This is a genomic window from Chryseobacterium sp. MMO-72 (genome assembly GCF_037146035.1).
In the GTDB taxonomy this organism is placed as follows: Bacteria; Bacteroidota; Bacteroidia; order Flavobacteriales; family Weeksellaceae; genus Chryseobacterium; species Chryseobacterium indicum.
The window spans coordinates 15,018-33,998 of the sequence record NZ_JBBCWG010000008.1; the positions used below are offsets into that span (position 1 = coordinate 15,018).

Genomic DNA, 18,981 nt, shown 5'->3' on the forward strand with positions numbered 1-18,981 from the left:
GAATTTTATTTTATTCATAGTTACATTTGTATCTAATTTAATAATCATGAAAAAAACAATCATTCTACTTTCTGTTATATTAGGTATTACAGCAAACGCTCAATGGAATCTTACAGGAAACACAGGAACAACTCCAGGAACAAATTTTATAGGAACTTTAGATAATCAACCCCTTGTTATTAAAATAAACAATGATGAAAAAATGAGAATTACACCAACTGGTCAGTTTTCATTTCATAATATAGGATATACAGGTCAGATCTGGGATAAAAACTTGCTTTTTGGCGGTGGTATGAGCAATACTACAGGTATTTTAAACACAGCGTTTGGTATGGGAACATTAACGCAAAACGCCACATCCTCAGGTAATGTTGCATTGGGAAGTAATGCTTTGGCTTCATTAACAAATGGTAATTCAAATACTGCGGTAGGTAGTGGCACCATGCGAAATACACCTTCTGCTACATTTAGTGTTGCAATAGGAACTAATGCTTTGGAGAACATGCAGGGAGGTACAGGAAACATCGGAATAGGACTGGGAGCAATGGGATCAGGAGCACTTGTGGGAGATGATAATATCGCTTTAGGAAATAGTGCCACGAGATATATTGGAAACGGAAGTTTAAATGTGATATTAGGAGCAAATTCCTTCAGAGCGTTAACAACAGGATCAAATAATATTAATTTAGGAGGTTCTAATGCAAGATATATTACATCTGGAAGTAACAATATATTTATAGGAACGAACATTGTACCCTACAATGCGACGTCGCCAAACAATGAGTTAAACATAGGAAATTGGATTGTAGGAAATAACGGGACAATCGGAATCGGGCAGTTTAGCAATCAGTTGCCCGTAGATGGAATCGCTGCGGATGGTGAAAAATATAAACTTTTTGTAAAAGACGGAATTAAAACTGAAAAAGTAAAAGTAGATATTGCTGCTAATAACGGATGGGCAGATTACGTTTTTGAGAAAGGTTATAAATTAATGCCATTAAATAGTGTTGAAAAATTTATCAAAGAAAACGGACATCTTCCGGAAGTTCCTACAACGGAAGAAGCTATTAAAAATGGTATTGAACTTAAGGAAATGAATATTCTACTTCTGAAGAAGATTGAAGAACTTACGCTTTATACCATAGAGCAACAGAAAAGAATTGAAGCGCTTGAGAAAAAAGTTAAATAATTAATTATATAAAATTCTAATGCATGAAAAAGTTTTATATCGCAATTATATTAATCTTATTTCCTTTATTAACTTTCGCTCAAGGAGAAAATGATAACTGGTATTTTGGGAATTATGCCGCAATTAATTTTTCCTCTCCGTCACCAATAGTATTTACCAACAGCCAAATGACTACAAATGGAGCCTCCGCTTCTGTAAGCGACAGTAATGGGAAATTATTATTTTACACTAACGGAATTTCAGTATGGACCAGAGAGCATACTATAATGCCAAATGGAGGTAACATAATGCAGGAAACTCCTATGCAAATAGCTATTGTGAAACATCCTTCCAATCCTAATCTATACTATATTTTCAGTGGCGGGGTCGTCTCATCATCAAACACCTTTGTAGCGAGATATTCAGTTGTAAATATGTCTTTAGGAAATCTTGGACTTGATGGATTTTCTCTTGGTGATGTTGTACAAAGCCAGACAAATATTCCTATTTTAGATGAATTTGGAAATGATTTTACAACAGCAAAAGGAGTTACTATTGTTCCGCAAATAGATAATGCTTCTTTTTGGGTGTTAATTCCTACAATGACAAAATTATATAGTTATCCCTTAAACAATACAGGCTTTGTAAATAATCCCGTAACCAGTAGTTTGAATATTGAAAATGCTTATCCTTCTCCTTTTCAGCATTATGCCTATATCAAGGCTTCTCCAAAATTAAGATCATTGTGCAAAAGTTTTTCACATTATCTGAGTTTTAGCTCTGAAGATTTTGTAAACTCTTATAATGAAGGAAGAGTATACTCTTTTGACGACAGTACAGGACAAATAACAAATGCCTATGAACTAACAATTGCCAGTCTTACTCCCATCTTGACGGAATTCAACAAAGATGGTTCTATTTTATATGTAGGAACACACCTCTCGACTAATATATATGCTGTTAATATGTTGGCATCTACAAATAACAACATTATATACAACAGCATAGCAAATACCATTACCGGAAGTGTAGATTTTCAAGGAATTCAAAGAAATAAATACGGTGATATTTATTTCAAATATGCCTATATTCAAAATAACTACATTGGTAAAATTAATAATCCTGATGTTTTTGGCGGAGCCAGTTTAGATTTGTACAATCTAAATATATCTCCCGGCTATTCCAGTACAAATCCTAATTTGTTTCCTCAATTAGTTCCTACTCTTAATACCAACAATACAAGTAATAATTGTGTCCCAAATATTGTAAAAAATTCACAGGAAACAAATAATATCCATACCTATCATGCGAGTAATACTATTATTACAAATACAGCCTATGTTATAGATGCAGGAAAAAATATTACAATGAAAGCAGGAGAAAGTATTACATTGCTACCCAATACTTACATTAAAAACGGCGCTAAATATTATGCCAAAATTGAAGGATGCGGAGAACCATGTGAAGGAGAAATTGAAGGAAAAAAACAAAATGTGAAATTATTTATGGATTTAAGGAAGAAACTTCCTGATGTACATGGAAGTGATATTAATTTATATCCAAATCCCGCTTCTGATTTTTTAACGATTCAATCCACTTTAAAAGTTGAAAATGTAAATATTTATGATATTTCGGGGAAGAAAATTAATACTGTATTGAATGGAAATACAATTGATATTAAACATATTCCTTCAGGATCGTATCTCATTACGATCGAAACTAAAGAAGGAAAAATAACAAAAAAGTTTATAAAGAAATAATCATTGACACTAAAAAAGGAGAAACGCTTTTGTTTCTCCTTTTATATTCAGTATAAGTTAACATTCTACCCATGCAACTTCTTCCAGATCACATCTTTCAGTTCCATAAGACCTTCTCCGGTAACGCCTGAGAAAAATAAAGGCTGCCTGTTTTCCGGGAATTCTGCGGAAATTTCTTTCCTCAGCTCTTCATCCAGAAGATCAGATTTTGAAATAGAAATAATAAAATCTTTATCCAGCAATTCAGGATTGTATTCCTTTAATTCATTTTCCAGAATCTTAAATTCCTGAAAATGATCTTCAGAATCTGCGGGAATTAAAAACAACAGGATGGAATTCCTTTCAATATGTCTTAAAAAACGGTGTCCTAAACCTTTGCCTTCAGCCGCTCCTTCAATAATCCCCGGAATATCTGCCATTACAAAAGACTTGTAATTTCTGTAATCTACAATTCCAAGATTAGGAGTTAACGTGGTAAAAGCATAATCTGCAATTTTAGGTTTAGCCGCAGAAACAGAAGACAATAATGTTGATTTTCCAGCGTTCGGAAATCCTACAAGTCCTACATCCGCAAGGATTTTAAGCTCAAAAACGACGTATCCTTCCTGTCCGTCCATTCCTGGTTGCGCAAATCTCGGAGTCTGGTTGGTAGAAGATTTGAAGTGTTCGTTTCCTTTTCCTCCCATTCCTCCTTCCATCAGGATAATTTCCTGACCGTCTTCCAGAATTTCACCAATGATCTCGCCATCTTCATTTTTAGCAATCGTTCCGATAGGAACCTCAATATAGACATCGGCTCCGTAAGCTCCTGTTAACTGATTCTTTCCTCCGTTTTCACCACGCTCCGCTTTTACGTGTCGCGTGTAACGCAAAGGAAGTAAAGTCCATTCGTTGGCATTTCCTTTCATGATGACGTGTCCTCCTCTTCCTCCGTCTCCTCCATCCGGACCGCCTTTAGGAATATATTTTTCACGGCGGAGATGCGCAGAACCTGCTCCTCCATGACCGCTTTTACAATGAATCTTTACGTAATCTACAAAATTTGACATAATTTTAATTCAAGGTTTTATGTTGAAGGTTCAAAGTTTTAACCTTGAATTTGGAACTTTGAACCTTGAATCAAAAATTTTTACTTTTGAAACTTCTCTACTTCAGCGAAAAGTTTTTCAGAGATTTCATTGATGTCTCCGACACCGTTGATCTCTACATATTTACCTTGCTGCTTGTACAGCTCGGCTACTTCTGCTGTTTTTGTGTAGTACTCTTTTATTCTGTTTTGGATGATCTCCACATTGCTGTCGTCTGATCTTCCGCTGATTTCTCCTCTTTTCAATAATCGGTCTACCAAAATTGAATCTTCAACCACTAAAGAAAGGCATACATCAATTTCATCATTCAGTTCTTCTTTCACTATTTTTTCCAACGCTTCCGTCTGAACCGCTGTTCTCGGATAACCGTCGAAAATAAATCCTGCCGCATCGGTTGGTTTTCTGATCTCATCGATCAGCATATCTGTTGTTACCTGATCCGGAACCAATTCTCCCTTATCAATGTAAGATTTTGCCAATTTTCCAAGCTCGGTATCATTTTTCATGTTGAATCTGAAAAGATCACCTGTTGAGATTTGTTTCAGATTGAATTTCTCGATCAGGTTTTGTGCTTGTGTTCCTTTTCCACTTCCTGGAGGACCAAACAGAACGATGTTTATCATAATGTTGTTTTGCTTCCGGCAATCGGCATTGCTTTTTTGGCTGCTTCCTGCTTTTAGCTGTTTTTAAGTTATTATTAAATTTATTACTTTATTTTACTTTTAAGCTAAAAGCTATCAGCTAATAGCCAACAGCGTTTTAATGATTGATTTGTCCGTCTTCCAACTGGTACAGATTAGGTAAGTTTCTTCCTAATTCATCATAATCCAGACCGTACCCTAAAACAAATTTATTTGGAATTTCTTTCCCGATATAATCCAGCTTGAAATCTTTCTTATACACTTCAGGTTTCAAAAGGAATGAAGCTATTTTTACAGATTTCGGACGCTGTGTCTCGTTAAAATACTTGAACAGACTTTCTACTGTATTTCCGGTATCTACAATATCTTCTACCAGAATGATGTGGCGGTCTTTTACATCCTTTGTCAACTCCATTTTCTGGTAAACAATTCCTGTAGATTCTGTTCCCACATAAGAACTCATCTGGATGAAAGCAATCTCACATGGTCCGGGATAATGCTTCAGAAGGTCTGAGAAGAACATAATTACCCCATTCAAAACGCCTATGAAAACAGGAACTTCATCTTTATAATCTTCATAAATCTTTAAAGCCGTAGCTTTTACAATCTCCTGAATCTCGGCATCCTCCAGATAAGGAACGAAAGTTTTGTCGTGAACTTTAATACTCTCCATAAAAAATTTTAGTAGGTGGCAAAGTTACGGATTTTTGACGAAAGTTTTTAATGGATAAATACTAAGAGTTTTTAAAATCATTTACTTTTTTCATTCCAATCCGTTATTATACAAGCCATTAGAAAAATATGAAAAATACTGCTGAAAAACAAAAGAACTGATTTAAAATTAAATCTAAATTAAAAAAATACACAAAACACTAAATATCAAATATTTACAATCTTATTATTTTAACATTGTTTTAACCATTTTTCTTATATTTGCTGATTAGTCCAAAAATCCTACAATGTCTCTGTACCAAAGAATCGCTGAGAAGCTGCAATATATAAGCCCGAATTTTTATAAAAAAAGATATTTTAAAAGTTTAAATAATCTTACCAAAGATAATTTTTCGTCGCGGAATGTAGAGCCGGAACTAGTCTGGATTAAAGAGTTTTTGCCTAAAAATGCTGTTATTTTTGACATCGGAGCCAATGTAGGAACTTTCCTTTATCAACTGGAAAACAAGCTGGATCATGAAAACATCTATGCTTTTGAACCCAATAAAAAATTATACCGCCGCCTGAAAAGATTATTTCCCGCAATTCGCATTTTTCCTCTGGCGCTTTCTGATGAAAACACGACCGCAGAATTTAAAGTTCCGGTGATTAACGGAAAAATGGTTGCTTCAAGAGGTACTCTGAACACCGATTATAAAGAAAAAGGCGAAGAAAAAAGCTACACCGAAAAAGTAAAAGTGATAAAGCTGGACGAATGGGCAGCCATTGAACATTTCAAAAAACTGGATTTTATTAAAATTGATGTGGAAGGCAATGAAATGAAAACCCTTAAAGGAGCAAAACAAATCATCAGTAAGTTTTCTCCTACTTTAATGGTGGAAATGGAACAGAGACACCACCACACTCCGATTTGGGATGAAATTTCAGAAGTTGAATCCTGGGGTTATGATGCAAACTACCTGAACAGACACACTTTTGAGCTTAAAAAATTAACGGAAGAAATTCTTTTAAAAAATATCAGCGACGAAAAAAATAAAACGGAATACATCAACAATATTATTTTTATTCCAAAAAACTAATAAAAGATGAGTGTAGTAGCAAGGCAGGGCTTTAAATATTCCATCATTGGATATATTGGTTTTTTACTGGGAACGGTTTCCGCAATTTTTATTTTCCCGAACGACTTTGAATTTTACGGAAAACTCCGGTACATTCTTCCCAGCGCAGAATTTCTGGTTCCGTTTGTGGTGATGGGAATTTCCTATTCCAATGTAAAGTTTTTTCATAAAGTGGATCAGGACGGCAAAAAGCAGAATATGCTTTCTCTTTCTTTACTTGCTGTTTTTATAAATTTTCTTATTTTTTCGTTAATATTTTTCATCCTGCCCTATGTTTATCCTAAATTTAAACTTACGGAAGCATGGAGAGCGAAGGAAATCATTTTACCGCTGGTTCTTATCCTTTCTTTCTGTGCGATTTTTAACAAATACACATCCAACTATAAAAGAATTGTTGTATCCAATATTTTTGATAATCTTTTTCCGAAAATTGCCAATTTAGGAGCATTCTGCCTCTTTTTTTATTTCACTCTTTCTCAGGAAACTGCGTTTACTTTTTTCTTCGGAATGTTTGCTTTAATGCTTTTCGGATACATCCGTTATACCAATAAGCTGGATAAAATCAATCTGGATTTCAGTACAGATTACTTTAAGAAAGATGGTTTCTGGAAAGAGTTTTTCAATTACAGTTTTTTTGGTTTTCTGGGAACTTTCGGAAATTATTTAGCGATCAACAGCTTAATGATCGGAGAATATCTGGGAATGGAGGAAAACGGAATTTATGCCACCCTTTACGCTTTGATTTCCCTGATTTCTATTCCTCAGCTCGGATTATTTAATGTTTCTGCGCCCATTATCAGCAAAAATCTTGCAGACGGCGATATGGAAGGTTTAGATAAATTTCATAAAAAAACATCGCTTACGCTTTATTTTCTAGGGGCTGTTCTGTTTTCCTGCATCGTGGTAGGATTTCCTTATTTAACGTATTTCATGCCGAAAAATGGAATTCTTCTAAGAGAATATCAACCGGTTGTATGGATCTGGGGATCAGCCGTTCTGGTAGATTTAGCAACAGGTTTTAACGGAAATATCATTTCCCTTTCAAAATATTATAAATTCAATATTGTTGTCATGCTTTTACTGGCGGGACTTACCATTGGGCTGAATCTTTATTTTATTAAAAATACAGAACTAAAATTAAGCGGAATTGCTTTGTCTACCGCGATTTCTCTTACCACCTACAATGTCATCAAGATTATTTTCAACTATGTGATGTTTAAAGTGTCTCCTTTAACGATTGAAATGATTTTTGTATCCATTATCTGTACTTTAGCAGTTACGGTTGCCATTGTTTTACCGAATTTCGACAGTAATTTCATCAACATGATCTACAAACCTGCTATTGTTCTTATACTGATCTTTATTGGAAATTATTTCACTAAGATTTTCCCTATAGAAGATTATCTGAACAAAAATTTTATTAAAAGTATTTTTAAATTTAAATAGAAATCAACTCTTTTAGAAGCTTTTCGAGTTTTTGCTGAACAGATTTTTTATCGAAATCTTTTTGAAAATCGAATTGACTGTCTTTAAGTGATTTAAACTGCTCCAGAATATCTTTTTGCTCAGGAATAATAAAGTTTAATTTCGATGCATAATTTGAAGGAAAAACAGCCTGTTTTCCAAATTTGATAGCATCTCCAAGATTTCCCGTCATTTTTGTTTTGCCGTAGATTTCTTCCTGACTGAAAAACCGGGTTTTCTGCTGAATCGGGCACCATAAAACGTCTGCTTTATTCATCCAGTTTTCGAAATCGGCTTGAGAAACTCTCTCTGAAAAATAGGTAATATGGATATACTCCAAAGAACGTTCTAAATCAATTATATCCTTCAATTCTTCATTTTTTGCTTTTCCTAAAAAGACAAATTCAATGAATTTATTTTCAGAATCTGCATGTTTATTTAACTTTTCAAGATTGTTTATGATTGAAAAAACTCTTTTATAATCTCTTCTTTGCTGGGAAACTCCACCCGGAATAACAATGGTCAAAACATTATTTTCCGGTTTTTTAAAATTTTTAGTGTAAAAAAGAGGCAGGAATGTATACCTTTCAGAACTCAGCTCTTCATCCAAAACTAGAAGTTTTTCTGCTTTTTGATAAACTTTCGATGCATTTAACAAACCTTCTTTCCACAACAATTTCAGTCTGTATATCGGATCTTCTTTAAAAATACTTTTGATAAGGCTGAACTTTGAAGATTTCATAAAGTTCATATTGTGAACGATCAGGGAAGCATTGTATTTTTTTACAATGGCAAGAAAGGTGTTGAAATAACGGTGAACCGTTCCGATGATAATTACATCATATTTTTTTAATTTCAACTGGTCTAAAATCATTGAACTGTCCGACAGAAAAATGTTCTCTCCGGATTCAATGATCTGATCTTTTATCTTTTTTGAAAAATAATAATCTACGGTAAATTCTCCGGAACTGCTCATTACATTGATAAAATCCTGAGCAATTTCGGCGTGGGTATCAATTTCTATGTAGGCTATTTTTTTCAAAATTCTAAAGTTTGGGCTAATTTTATATTTTGTTAAACGGACTCAAATCCGTTTCTATTGAATAGATTCTATTTTTGCTTATATTTAATTAATCATAATGCTTAATTTTAACGCAAAGTTCGCAAGAGTTTTTAAATATTAACCGCTTTTAAGCTCGCAAAGGTACCTCGACAAGCTCAGCATAAACTATTCACTCAGCAAAGGAATGCAGTTTAAACTGTCATTTCGACGATAGGAGAAATCTGCTTTTTAGATTCTGCACTACATTTTGCTTTGTTCTGAATGGCAAATCTAAAATTTTGCAACTATATTTTCAGCCATTTTTTCTTCAGCATATTCCAACGCTGATTGTTGATAGCTTTCTGTTCTTCTTTTGAAATTTTCAGTTCTAAGTTTTGAGAACGGCAGTTTTCATACGATTTAATGATTGAAAAGAAAAACGCAGCCGATTTGCTTTTCGCGGCTTCTTTTGAGGAAGCAATGTAGGCTAAAAACCGGTTCAATCCTAAAAAATAAAAATATCTTCCATAATAATCTGCGGGTTTTATGGTATAATCTGCTCCTTTCACTTTAATTAATTTCACATGAAGTTCAGGCAGAACAACTTCTTTCCAGCCCAGATTTTCCAGCAAAATGGCATCAATATTATCCCATCCTAATGTTTCCCGAATACCTTTCATTTCAATAAAACTTTCTTTTCGGTATGCTTTCATCGGACCTCGAACATGATGTTTGTTGGAATTTCCTTCGTAAATCCATTCTCCGTCTTTTTCAACGTACAGTAAACCGCCGATCAAGCCGTATTTCGGATTATTTCTGAAAGCATTTTCTACCGTTTCAAGATAATCTTCCGGTAAAATGACATCTGCATCAAATTTGCAGATGATCTCAAACTCTTCTATATTCTGAGTATTTAAGCCATTTTTAAAAGCATTAACGACTTTGGAACCTGGTTGGTGCGCAGATTTCTGAAGATTAAGTGTTTCAAATCTGGAATCGTGATCTGTGTATTTTCTGATGACTTCTGAAGTTCCGTCTGTAGAACCGTCATTAACAACCACTACTTTAAAATCCTTAAAACTCTGCTGTTGTAAAGAATCTAATGTAAAAGGAAGATTGTTTTCTTCGTTATGCGCAGGAATGATGATTAAAAATCTCAAAAGAAAGATATTGATGATGGATAATAAGCAATACCTGATAAAAAACGTCGTATTCTTAGTCAAACATCAGGTATCGCTTACCGTTATTTTTATTTATTGTGCGGTTTCAGCATATTTTTAGGATCAAGAATTTCGTCCAGTTTTTCCTGAGAAAGAAGTTCTTTTTCCAATACTAAATTATACACACTTTTTCCTGTTTCCAAAGCTTCTTTGGCAATCGCTGTCGATTGTTTATAGCCAATGTAAGGATTTAAAGCCGTTACAATTCCGATGCTGTGCTTCACCATGTTCAGGCAAACCTCTTTATTTGCCGTAATCCCGACGATACATTTTTCTCGAAGCGTATCCAGAGCATTGCTTAAAAAGTGAATATTTTCCATGATCGCATGAGAAAGCACAGGTTCCATAACATTGAGCTGTAACTGTCCTGCTTCTGCTGCGAAAGTTACCGTAAGATCGTTTCCGAAAACTTTAAAACAAACCTGATTCACCACTTCCGGAATCACAGGATTTACTTTTCCCGGCATAATGGAAGATCCCGGCTGCATCGGAGGTAAATTGATTTCCGATAATCCGGCTCTCGGTCCTGAAGCAAGCAATCTTAAATCATTGCAGATTTTTGACAGCTTAACAGCAAGACGTTTCATAGCTGAGGAATAGATCACATAAGAACCTGTATCTGGTGTAGCTTCCACCAAATCCGGTGCAGAAACTATAGGAAAACCTGTTAATTGCGCTAAATTTTTCGCGCAGAGTGTTGCGTATCCAACCGGAGCGTTAATTCCTGTCCCGATCGCAGTGGCTCCCATATTAACTTCTACGAAAAGATTAGCATTGTTATTTAATTTAGAAATATCTTCTTCCAAAGTAGCGGCAAAGGCTTCAAATTCCTGTCCCAAAGTCATCGGAACTGCATCCTGAAGCTGTGTTCGTCCCATTTTGATGACATCCTGAAATTCTTTCCCTTTCGCTCTGAAAGCTTCAACAATTTTCTCCAGTTTTTCTACAAGAGAGATGTTCATCTGCAAAAGTCCCATTTTAATTGCCGTAGGATACGCATCGTTGGTAGACTGGGAAAGATTGATATGATCGTTGGGTGAACAGAATTCGTACTGTCCTTTATTTTTCCCGAGTTTTTCCAGAACACGGTTGGCAATTACCTCATTGGCATTCATATTAATGGAAGTTCCTGCCCCACCCTGAATCATATCTACCGGAAACTGATCGTGCAGTTCTCCGTTGATTAATTCATCACAAACTTCAGCAATGGTAAAATATATATTTTCATCCAGCAGACCCAGCTCATAATTGGTTTTGGCTGCCGCTTTTTTTACGAAAGCCAATCCTTTGATGAACTCCGGATATGAAGATAAAAGCTGTCCTGAAATTTTAAAATTATTAATCGCTCTTTGCGTCTGTACTCCATAATAAGCATTCACCGGAACCTCTAATACTCCCAGTAAATCGCTTTCTTTCCTGAAATTTTCCATTACAGATTTTTTAATTATTTTGAGACTTTAAAGATAGCAAAAACGCACCGAAACCGATGCGCTTTCCTTATTTATTTTGTAGGATATTTTACGTTTAAAGCCTGCAATATGGAGAAGGTTTCCGCGTCCATTATTCCGTCATAATTCTGCGGACGGAAGTGATACTGAAATGCTTCTATTGTTTTTTTGGTAGCATCATCCCATTTACCGCTCAGATCCAATGCGTAACCGAATTTCTGCAACTGCGTCTGAACATTAAAAATAAACGTCGGATCGTTGTATTTTGACTGAAAATCCGTAGATGTCGCAAGATCGTAGAAACTTTGCTTCACGGCATCATCATACCACATTCCGATCTGGTATTCGTCGTATAATTTTTTCCATGGAAATAAAGGTCCCGGATCCTGTTTTCTTGTAGGAGCAATATCTGAATGTGCCAGAATATTGGTTGCCGGAATATTATATCTCGCCACAATATCTTTCACCAAAGCGGCTACTTTTTTTATCTGAGCTTCATCAAAAGGCATAAAAGTTCTCTTTCCTGCAGCATCTGTTGTGAATCCTGAATTTACAATCTCAATTCCGATGGAAGTATCATTAAGGTTTTTATCGGCTCTCCACGCGCTTACTCCGGCGTGATATGAACGTTTATTTTCATCTACCAACTGATAAATTTCATTATCTCCTGTATTATTTACCAAATAATGTGCACTTACCGCCTGTTGAGATAATACGGTAATGGATTTATCATCCGGTAAAGCCGTATAATGCAAAATTAAATATCGTTGTCTAAAATTCTGTGCAATTGCGGGAAAATAAGTTTTCACGACTTTATAACCTGCAGGTTTTGCTGAAACGATAGAACCATAACTTGCGGTGTTATCATTTTTAGTAATATCTGCAATATTGGTTGTAAAAAATTCTACTCCGTGATCGGAAGTAATTTTAGGTTTTGGCTTATCATTACCCGAAGTCTGAGTAGCAGTTTTCGGCTGTACTGCGGGAGTTCTCGGGATGTACTGTTTTTTTTTAGCATTTTGCTGAGAAGTACAGGAAAAAATCAAAGAACTTAATCCGATGATATATAATGTATTACGCATTTGTTTACTTTTTTTGTTGTTTATTACCTCAAAAATACACAAATTTTTCTTGAAAAATATTTGGTAAATAAAGAAATCTGTTCTATATTTGCACTCGCAATAAAGGAACAACGATCATTAAAAAATAAGATAAACAGGAGGGTTGCCGGAGTGGTTAACGGAGCAGTTTGCTAAACTGTCGACGCGAAAGTGTCGCAAGGGTTCGAATCCCTTACCCTCCGCTTTTCTATATATCTTTTCGGGGCGTAGCGTAGTCCGGTCATCGCGCCTGGTTTGGGACCAGGAGGTCGCAGGTTCGAATCCTGCCGCCCCGACTTTTTTAACGCGCTTATTTACTAACTAAGCGGGAATCAACTTTATAATGGGTGCGTAGCTCAGCTGGATAGAGCATCTGCCTTCTAAGCAGACGGTCAAAGGTTCGAATCCTTTCGCGCTCACAGAAACCTCATAGCTTTTTGTTATGAGGTTTTTGTTTATGTTAGTTTTTGTGCAACTTCTAAAGCTAAAGTCCGAACGATTGTTTATTCAGAAAGTTTTGATTCTAAAAATAAAGCTTATAAAAGAGAAAGGGAATAAAATCATGGAAAAGCAGTTCCAAAATTCAAAAACTAATTGAGAGTTCAGCCGGATAGAGCATCCCGATCATAATCGGGACGATCAAAGGTTCTAATCCTTTCGCGCTCACAAAAACCTCATAGCTTTTTGTTATGAGGTTTTTTGTTTATGTTAGTCTTTATACGTTACTGCCAATCTACGTCAATCAAACGTCATACAGAACAGAAACATCAAATGGAAAATTAATTTTGATTAAGGAATCCGAAGCTTCTAATTCATGAAAAACAATATTTTCACCTCTTAATAAAGATATTGATTTTACTAAAAAAGCATTCTCTTTTTTATTGTTACTTGTAAAAATCTCATTGATAATTTTCCACTCTTTTTTCTTAAAGGTCTTAAGATTTACCACAATTGATTCAATTCGTAAAAATGATTCTTCATCGATCTTCACGCAATAATACGTTTTCACATGAGTCCTAAAGTTTTTGTGAATACAATGAAATAAATACATCCTTTTCAAACGAAACTATTGATGTGATAATATCGTCATACCAATCGATTATACGTAACTTATTAATGGTCATTTATTTAATTAGCTTTTAAATCTCAGATCATGCATTTTGTTCCTCCGAGTTATGAATTTAAATGCTCTGAAATCCTTTAATATAAAACACAGATTCATAAACACGATAACCAACCTTTATCATTAAGCATTTTTTACCATTTCCAATATAAACAACTTTATCCTGAAATATGTAAAATAAATCTTTTTTGACATTCAGTCTGCATTCATCAATTCTCATTTCTAACAATTCCTGTTGTAAATTTTCACCTATATTTTCAATTCCATATTGATAGAAATTTTTATTGGAATGATGTTCTAAAGTTCTTATGTTTTTAGCTTGTATCGTAGAAAAAGCTTTACAGAGGTTTTGCTCCATATAAAAATTAGAGACAAATGAAATCACAAGCAAAAGAAGAAAAAAAGGAAAACTTTATTTTTCATTTAAGTTTTATCTAAAATAATGGTTCTGAAACAGGTAAAGGTAATGAAAAACGGCATTAAAAAAATTAACCAAAAATTATTTCAGTTTTACTTTCATAATTCAAAAAAAGTTTATACATTTGCAACCACAAAAAACAAGGTAATTCTTGTTAAAAGATGACCTCAATCGGGGCGTAGCGTAGTCCGGTCATCGCGCCTGGTTTGGGACCAGGAGGTCGCAGGTTCGAATCCTGCCGCCCCGACAATTTTAGGGTGCGTAGCTCAGCTGGATAGAGCATCTGCCTTCTAAGCAGACGGTCAAAGGTTCGAATCCTTTCGCGCTCACTTAAGCCTCATAACTTTGTTATGAGGTTTTTTGTTTACATTAATTTATGTGCTGCTGCTATATTCTTTTTTCTAAATCTTTACATAAATATTATGTCGGACATTCCTGTGAAATTTTACAGGAAAGATCAAGGAAACATTTATCGGATCATAGAGGATGTACTTCAAAAGCTAAAGACTGGATGATTGTTTATTCTGAAAATTTTGATTCTAAAATTGAAGCTTATAAAAGAGAAAGGGAAATAAAATCATGGAAAAGCAGTTCCAAAATTCAAAAGCTAATTGAGAGTTCAGCCGGATAGAGCATCCCGATTCTAATCGGGACGGTCAAAGGTTCGAATTCTTTCGCGCTCACTTAAGCCTCATAACTTTGTTATGAGGTTTTTTGTTTATAATATTTCATTGATCTGCACTCTTACCCTTTTTCCTTTTTTAGATATTCAATAAATTTTGAAGGAGGAATTCCCATTTTGTCTATAAAAATTCTGCTGAACACTGTATGAGAAGAAAAGCCGCATTCTTCGGCAAGATAGCTAATTTTGTAATTGAGATATTCCGGGTTTTGTTTTAATTTTATAACGATATAATCTATTCTTAACTGATTTAAATAACCATTAAAATTGCTTTCTTTATGTTTTTTAATAATAGACGACAGATAGTTCGTATTGGTTCCTATCTGTGCAGAAAGAGAACTTAAAGAAACTGCAGAAGATAAAAACTGCTGTTTCTTTTCGAACTTATTCAGTTTGTCCAGAATTTCCTGTTCTTTTTCGTCAGAAAGATTATTTCTATAGATTTTAGGTTCTCCTTCATCCTGTTTCTGTTTTAGAATTTCCTTTTCAAAATCTGCATTAATTTCCATAAACCTTTTTTTATACTTTCTTAAGGTGAAGAAACGATGGATTAAAAATGCTGTAATCGATCCTAAAAGCAGTATGGCAGCCCAAAGATAGGTCATGAAATTTCTCGTATGGTTTAATTCATATTCAAGAGGCTCTATCTGATCCAGACTGTACAGCTTCGAAATAAATTCCGCCTTGGAATCATAATTCAGTTTTTTGTTTTTTTCCTGATAGAGTTTTGAATATTTGAGATAATTGGCATTGTCGCCTAATTTATCGGCATTTTCCATTGCTATCCGGTAAAGCTCAAGCTCGATATTTACAAAATCTATATTCAGAACAATTGTATTAAGCCCCTGTTCGCAGTATTTTAAAGATTCTTTATAATTTTTCTTCAGCTGATAGGCTCTTGCAAGATAATATAAATCATAAAACACTCTGGCTTTGTCATTTTTAGATTCGTTTTTATCTTTTGTTGCTTTCTGTATTGCCAAATCCAGTTTTCCGAGAAGAATAAAATAATCTGCTTCAGTACAGCCGATAATATCGTCTTTATCTTTTTGTAACAGTGTTGAATTTTTTATTTTGTTGAGGTAAATTCCTGCTGAATCCAGTTTTTTCTCGTAATCGTAACTCAGAAAAATATTTTTGTATTTAATACATTTATAAAAAGTTAACTGATACTTTTTTTCAGGGGAAATGTCTGTGTGTGAAGAAAGATAATCATCTATATTTTTAATAGCTCTCTGATAACTTTTGATGGATTTTCCGAAATTTCCTAACAGGGCATAGATTGCATCGTCATCTCCTCCGGAAAGCAGTTCCTGTATTTCATCTGTTTTTTCAACAGATTTAAGCCTGTTTCGTTTTTCTATAAGCTGAAGCGAATATCTATATCTGTTTTGCAATGCGTATATGACAGCAATGATATTCAGGTTTGTTTTTTCAAAAGTAACATTTCCTGTCTTTTTAGCATACACATTGGATAAGTTCAGGTATTGTATTGCCTTCTCATAATTATTAACTGTTTCAAACCAGTATTTTAATGCATAAATATTATAGCACTTTGTTTTCTCTTCATCAGATAATTTCCGGCTGAGCATTTCATCGCAGTAGATTTTTGGATTGATGTCCGAATAACATTTTTGCACAAGAACGTCCACAGAATATTTTCTGAGAGAATCTGCATTATTATAAACATTCTTCTGTTCTCCTTTTGCATATACACAAAGGCAGTATAACATCAAAACGAAAAATCGGGTAATAAATAAACGGTTCATCATCTTCAGGTTTTACACAAAATTAATGTTTCAGTTTTATATTCCTGTTATTCATAAAAGATTAAATATTTTTGATTATCCGTAATTAAGGATTATAAGAATAAAAAGCACCCCAAATTAATTTGGGGCGCAATTCACAATTATTTCCAAAAAAATTATCCTGTTAAAATATTATAGTTTTGATGGTCTTACAACATATTAAACTCTTATTCAGCTAAAGATAATGCAATGATTATAATCAATCTGCCGGAAATCCAGACTTCATAAAAGTTTAAGTTTCCAACCTATAAATGTGATATCAAAAAGTTATTAGTAATTATCGATTATCAGAATCCTTTCGTTAATTGTTATAATTATCCGACACCCAATACGTTCCGTTGCTTGTGATGGTAACTTTATTAAGGTTCGCGCCCCATGCTATCTGGTAGTTTGTAACAGCCGGTAATCCGTAGGCAAACTGTCCGCTGTTTGCTGTATTATAAATCGGATAATTTGTCCAGATGTAGGTATATGCTCCCGATGGATAATTGGCTTCATAAGAGTTATTGTAGATTTTCAGCTGTCTTCCTTTACATGTTGCAGGGTCCGGCAATATTAAATTGGCTGCTGCATTGATTCCTAAAGGAAGTGTGTAAGGCGTTGCATTTCCTATAGAAACATTAAAGCCAAGCGCGTTGGTAGATTTAGCCTGCCATTCTATTAGATAATCATCAGATTTAACGATATACGGCGGAGAACCTGCCTGATTATTATTGGCATTAAATGTTCCTCCTGCTCCCACAATCTTATAATCAACAAAAACAGCTCCTCCCGAACCTCCTACACAGTTCCATGTAGAACCATCGAATAGGGAAAGACATTTTTTGGTAGTATCATACACGATCATACCGCGCTCTGAAGCCGCTGCACCCAATGCATTAATCTGTGCAGTCGTCAATCTTGTTGGCAAAAATCCTTTATTTGTAGATGATAATTCAAGCAAAGCTTTTGTGTTTTCTGTATTTTTATCTCCTATGGTAACGGAACCGCTGTTATGGATAAAAGTACCATCGCCGGTTGAAGGCTGGTTTTGGAAATACGCAATTTTGGTATCATCAAGACCGCTGTTGTATACTGCTTCTGTACCTACCGCTATTTTTTCAACGGCAATTCCCGACTGAGCTTTTACATTAACCACTGATGAAAGTGCAAATGCACCTGCAATGATAAATAATTTCTTCATTTTCTATATAATTTTATTTTATTTAACTATAAATTTGGTTTGATACTGGTGTTGAGCATCTTTAATCGTGAAAATATATACTCCCTCACTTAAAGGATTTATTCTGAGTTCCTGTACTCCTCTTCCGGTAATATTTATGTTCGAAAGAAGCTGAACCATGCTTCCTGCAGCGTTATACACTTTTACTTCAGCATTCTTGTAAGATTCTATGGAAGATATCTGGAGAACACCCTGTTTTGCCTGGGAAGCCGCTAATTTCGTAGTCTCTGTATTTACTAAATCTCTAATATCTTTTTCTTTTCCTCTGCTTATTTTCAGAAGACCAACTTTACCTTCTGTAGCAGAAGCTTTATTACCTTGATGCAGTGCAGCGGTAAACAAAATCCCATTACCGTTTTCATGCTCTTTGTTTGCAGGCAATTTCAGGCCTTGTAATTTTGCAATGCTTTCTGATAAATTCGCAATATCTTCATCAGCAAATAATTCGCAGGTAGCTTTTGCGGTGTTGAAATCACTCACTTTCAGAACTACTAAATGATCTTCATTGTAATTAAAGGTATTTCCGGGATCTGCCCTGTTTTCGGGATTATTGGTATCTGTAAGACTGAACGCAAACTTCTTCCCTCTATTTTTTACCGCCAGCTGTACAAAACCGTTTCCTTTGTACATAGCGGTAGGAACTTTCAGATCCAAAAGCTGAAGTTCTTTTGTTTCGTCCGCTTTGGAAAGATTAAGGATAAAAGAAACTAACAGGGTATTTTCATCTTTAGAAACTTTAGTGTAAACGTTTTGAACAGCTCCCAACTGTCCTATTACAAAATGTTTTCTGGTGGTACCATAACCCGGATAAGCCATCAGGTTTTCCGCAAACAAGCCTTCGTTCAGGCTTTGAACTGTTTTACCACTCGTGCTTTTAGTAGTGGCGTACTTTTCGTAATTTTCTGTTTGCAATGTCTGCTGGGCAAACATCCAAGAAGAAGATAACAAAAGTAATAATGCATATTTTTTGTTCATGAAAAATTATTATTTTAAAATTCTGTTTCTAT

At 34.7% G+C, this 18,981-nt stretch carries 16 protein-coding genes and 7 tRNA genes; 12 read left to right on the forward strand and 11 right to left on the reverse strand.

Annotation, left to right across the window (positions count from 1 at the left end; all coding sequences use genetic code 11):
- Positions 1–46 precede the first annotated feature (46 nt).
- Both WFH39_RS12075 and WFH39_RS12080 read left to right on the forward strand, forming a co-directional pair.
- The gene (locus WFH39_RS12075) at positions 47–1,189 is read left to right on the forward strand and encodes a hypothetical protein (protein ID WP_336690090.1); all 1,143 of its coding nucleotides are present in this window, start codon (positions 47–49) and stop codon (positions 1,187–1,189) included.
- Positions 1,190–1,212: 23 nt separating this feature from the next.
- Positions 1,213–2,928, forward strand: a complete 1,716-nt coding sequence (locus WFH39_RS12080) for a T9SS type A sorting domain-containing protein (protein ID WP_336690091.1) — start codon at positions 1,213–1,215, stop codon at positions 2,926–2,928.
- Between the two features lie 65 nt (positions 2,929–2,993).
- On the opposite strand, the gene obgE is transcribed toward WFH39_RS12080, so the two are convergent.
- The 3 genes from obgE to hpt form a co-directional block, all read right to left on the reverse strand.
- Entirely contained in the window at positions 2,994–3,977 is a 984-nt protein-coding gene (obgE, locus tag WFH39_RS12085; RefSeq protein ID WP_076392153.1) for a GTPase ObgE, read from the reverse strand.
- A gap of 80 nt (positions 3,978–4,057) precedes the next feature.
- Positions 4,058–4,639 (reverse strand): adenylate kinase, encoded by a 582-nt coding sequence (locus WFH39_RS12090; protein ID WP_235131467.1) that lies wholly within the window; start codon positions 4,637–4,639, stop codon positions 4,058–4,060.
- 136 nt (positions 4,640–4,775) lie between these two features.
- On the reverse strand, positions 4,776–5,330 hold the full coding sequence (gene hpt / locus WFH39_RS12095; RefSeq protein WP_076392149.1) for a hypoxanthine phosphoribosyltransferase: 555 nt from the start codon (positions 5,328–5,330) through the stop codon (positions 4,776–4,778).
- Positions 5,331–5,616: 286 nt separating this feature from the next.
- Between hpt and WFH39_RS12100 the strand changes: the two genes are divergently transcribed.
- Entirely contained in the window at positions 5,617–6,408 is a 792-nt protein-coding gene (locus WFH39_RS12100) for an FkbM family methyltransferase (protein WP_336690092.1), read from the forward strand.
- 6 nt (positions 6,409–6,414) lie between these two features.
- On the forward strand, positions 6,415–7,893 hold the full coding sequence (locus tag WFH39_RS12105) for a lipopolysaccharide biosynthesis protein (RefSeq protein ID WP_336690093.1): 1,479 nt from the start codon (positions 6,415–6,417) through the stop codon (positions 7,891–7,893).
- Here WFH39_RS12105 and WFH39_RS12110 read toward each other — a convergent pair.
- The 4 genes from WFH39_RS12110 to WFH39_RS12125 form a co-directional block, all read right to left on the reverse strand.
- Positions 7,886–8,953 (reverse strand): hypothetical protein, encoded by a 1,068-nt coding sequence (locus WFH39_RS12110; protein WP_336690094.1) that lies wholly within the window; start codon positions 8,951–8,953, stop codon positions 7,886–7,888. The genes WFH39_RS12105 and WFH39_RS12110 overlap by 8 nt on opposite strands.
- Before the next feature lie 305 nt (positions 8,954–9,258).
- Complete coding sequence (locus WFH39_RS12115; RefSeq protein WP_336690095.1) at positions 9,259–10,113, reverse strand: glycosyltransferase family 2 protein; 855 nt, start codon at positions 10,111–10,113, stop codon at positions 9,259–9,261.
- An 89-nt stretch (positions 10,114–10,202) separates the two neighbouring features.
- Positions 10,203–11,603 (reverse strand): aspartate ammonia-lyase, encoded by a 1,401-nt coding sequence (aspA, locus tag WFH39_RS12120; protein WP_336690096.1) that lies wholly within the window; start codon positions 11,601–11,603, stop codon positions 10,203–10,205.
- A gap of 71 nt (positions 11,604–11,674) precedes the next feature.
- Complete coding sequence (locus WFH39_RS12125) at positions 11,675–12,703, reverse strand: N-acetylmuramoyl-L-alanine amidase (protein WP_336690097.1); 1,029 nt, start codon at positions 12,701–12,703, stop codon at positions 11,675–11,677.
- Between the two features lie 136 nt (positions 12,704–12,839).
- On the opposite strand from WFH39_RS12125, the gene WFH39_RS12130 reads away from it, so the two are divergent.
- The 4 genes from WFH39_RS12130 to WFH39_RS12145 all read left to right on the forward strand — a co-directional run bounded on the left by WFH39_RS12130 (position 12,840) and on the right by WFH39_RS12145 (position 13,387).
- Positions 12,840–12,924 (forward strand) — tRNA-Ser (locus WFH39_RS12130).
- 18 nt (positions 12,925–12,942) lie between these two features.
- Positions 12,943–13,017 (forward strand) — tRNA-Pro (locus WFH39_RS12135).
- A gap of 49 nt (positions 13,018–13,066) precedes the next feature.
- Positions 13,067–13,140: transfer RNA gene (locus tag WFH39_RS12140), tRNA-Arg, on the forward strand.
- A gap of 177 nt (positions 13,141–13,317) precedes the next feature.
- Positions 13,318–13,387: transfer RNA gene (locus WFH39_RS12145), tRNA-Met, on the forward strand.
- 515 nt (positions 13,388–13,902) lie between these two features.
- Here the strand turns inward: WFH39_RS12145 and WFH39_RS12150 are convergent.
- Positions 13,903–14,202: a hypothetical protein gene (locus WFH39_RS12150; RefSeq protein WP_336690098.1), complete on the reverse strand. Its 300-nt coding sequence runs from the start codon at positions 14,200–14,202 to the stop codon at positions 13,903–13,905.
- Between the two features lie 232 nt (positions 14,203–14,434).
- Between WFH39_RS12150 and WFH39_RS12155 the strand changes: the two genes are divergently transcribed.
- The 4 genes from WFH39_RS12155 (at position 14,435) to WFH39_RS12170 (ending at position 14,945) form a co-directional block, all read left to right on the forward strand.
- Positions 14,435–14,509: transfer RNA gene (locus WFH39_RS12155), tRNA-Pro, on the forward strand.
- Positions 14,510–14,517: 8 nt separating this feature from the next.
- A tRNA-Arg gene (locus WFH39_RS12160) sits at positions 14,518–14,591 on the forward strand.
- 47 nt (positions 14,592–14,638) lie between these two features.
- Positions 14,639–14,893, forward strand: coding sequence for a GIY-YIG nuclease family protein (locus WFH39_RS12165; protein ID WP_336690099.1), 255 nt, complete (start codon positions 14,639–14,641; stop codon positions 14,891–14,893).
- Positions 14,876–14,945 (forward strand) — tRNA-Arg (locus WFH39_RS12170). The genes WFH39_RS12165 and WFH39_RS12170 overlap by 18 nt, the downstream gene beginning before the upstream one ends.
- 61 nt (positions 14,946–15,006) lie before the next feature.
- Here the strand turns inward: WFH39_RS12170 and WFH39_RS12175 are convergent.
- The 3 genes from WFH39_RS12175 to WFH39_RS12185 form a co-directional block, all read right to left on the reverse strand.
- Complete coding sequence (locus WFH39_RS12175) at positions 15,007–16,716, reverse strand: helix-turn-helix domain-containing protein (protein WP_336690100.1); 1,710 nt, start codon at positions 16,714–16,716, stop codon at positions 15,007–15,009.
- 337 nt (positions 16,717–17,053) lie between these two features.
- Positions 17,054–17,935, reverse strand: a complete 882-nt coding sequence (locus WFH39_RS12180; protein ID WP_336690101.1) for a hypothetical protein — start codon at positions 17,933–17,935, stop codon at positions 17,054–17,056.
- Positions 17,936–17,953: 18 nt separating this feature from the next.
- Positions 17,954–18,949, reverse strand: coding sequence for a T9SS type A sorting domain-containing protein (locus WFH39_RS12185; protein WP_336690102.1), 996 nt, complete (start codon positions 18,947–18,949; stop codon positions 17,954–17,956).
- Positions 18,950–18,981: the final 32 nt, after the last annotated feature.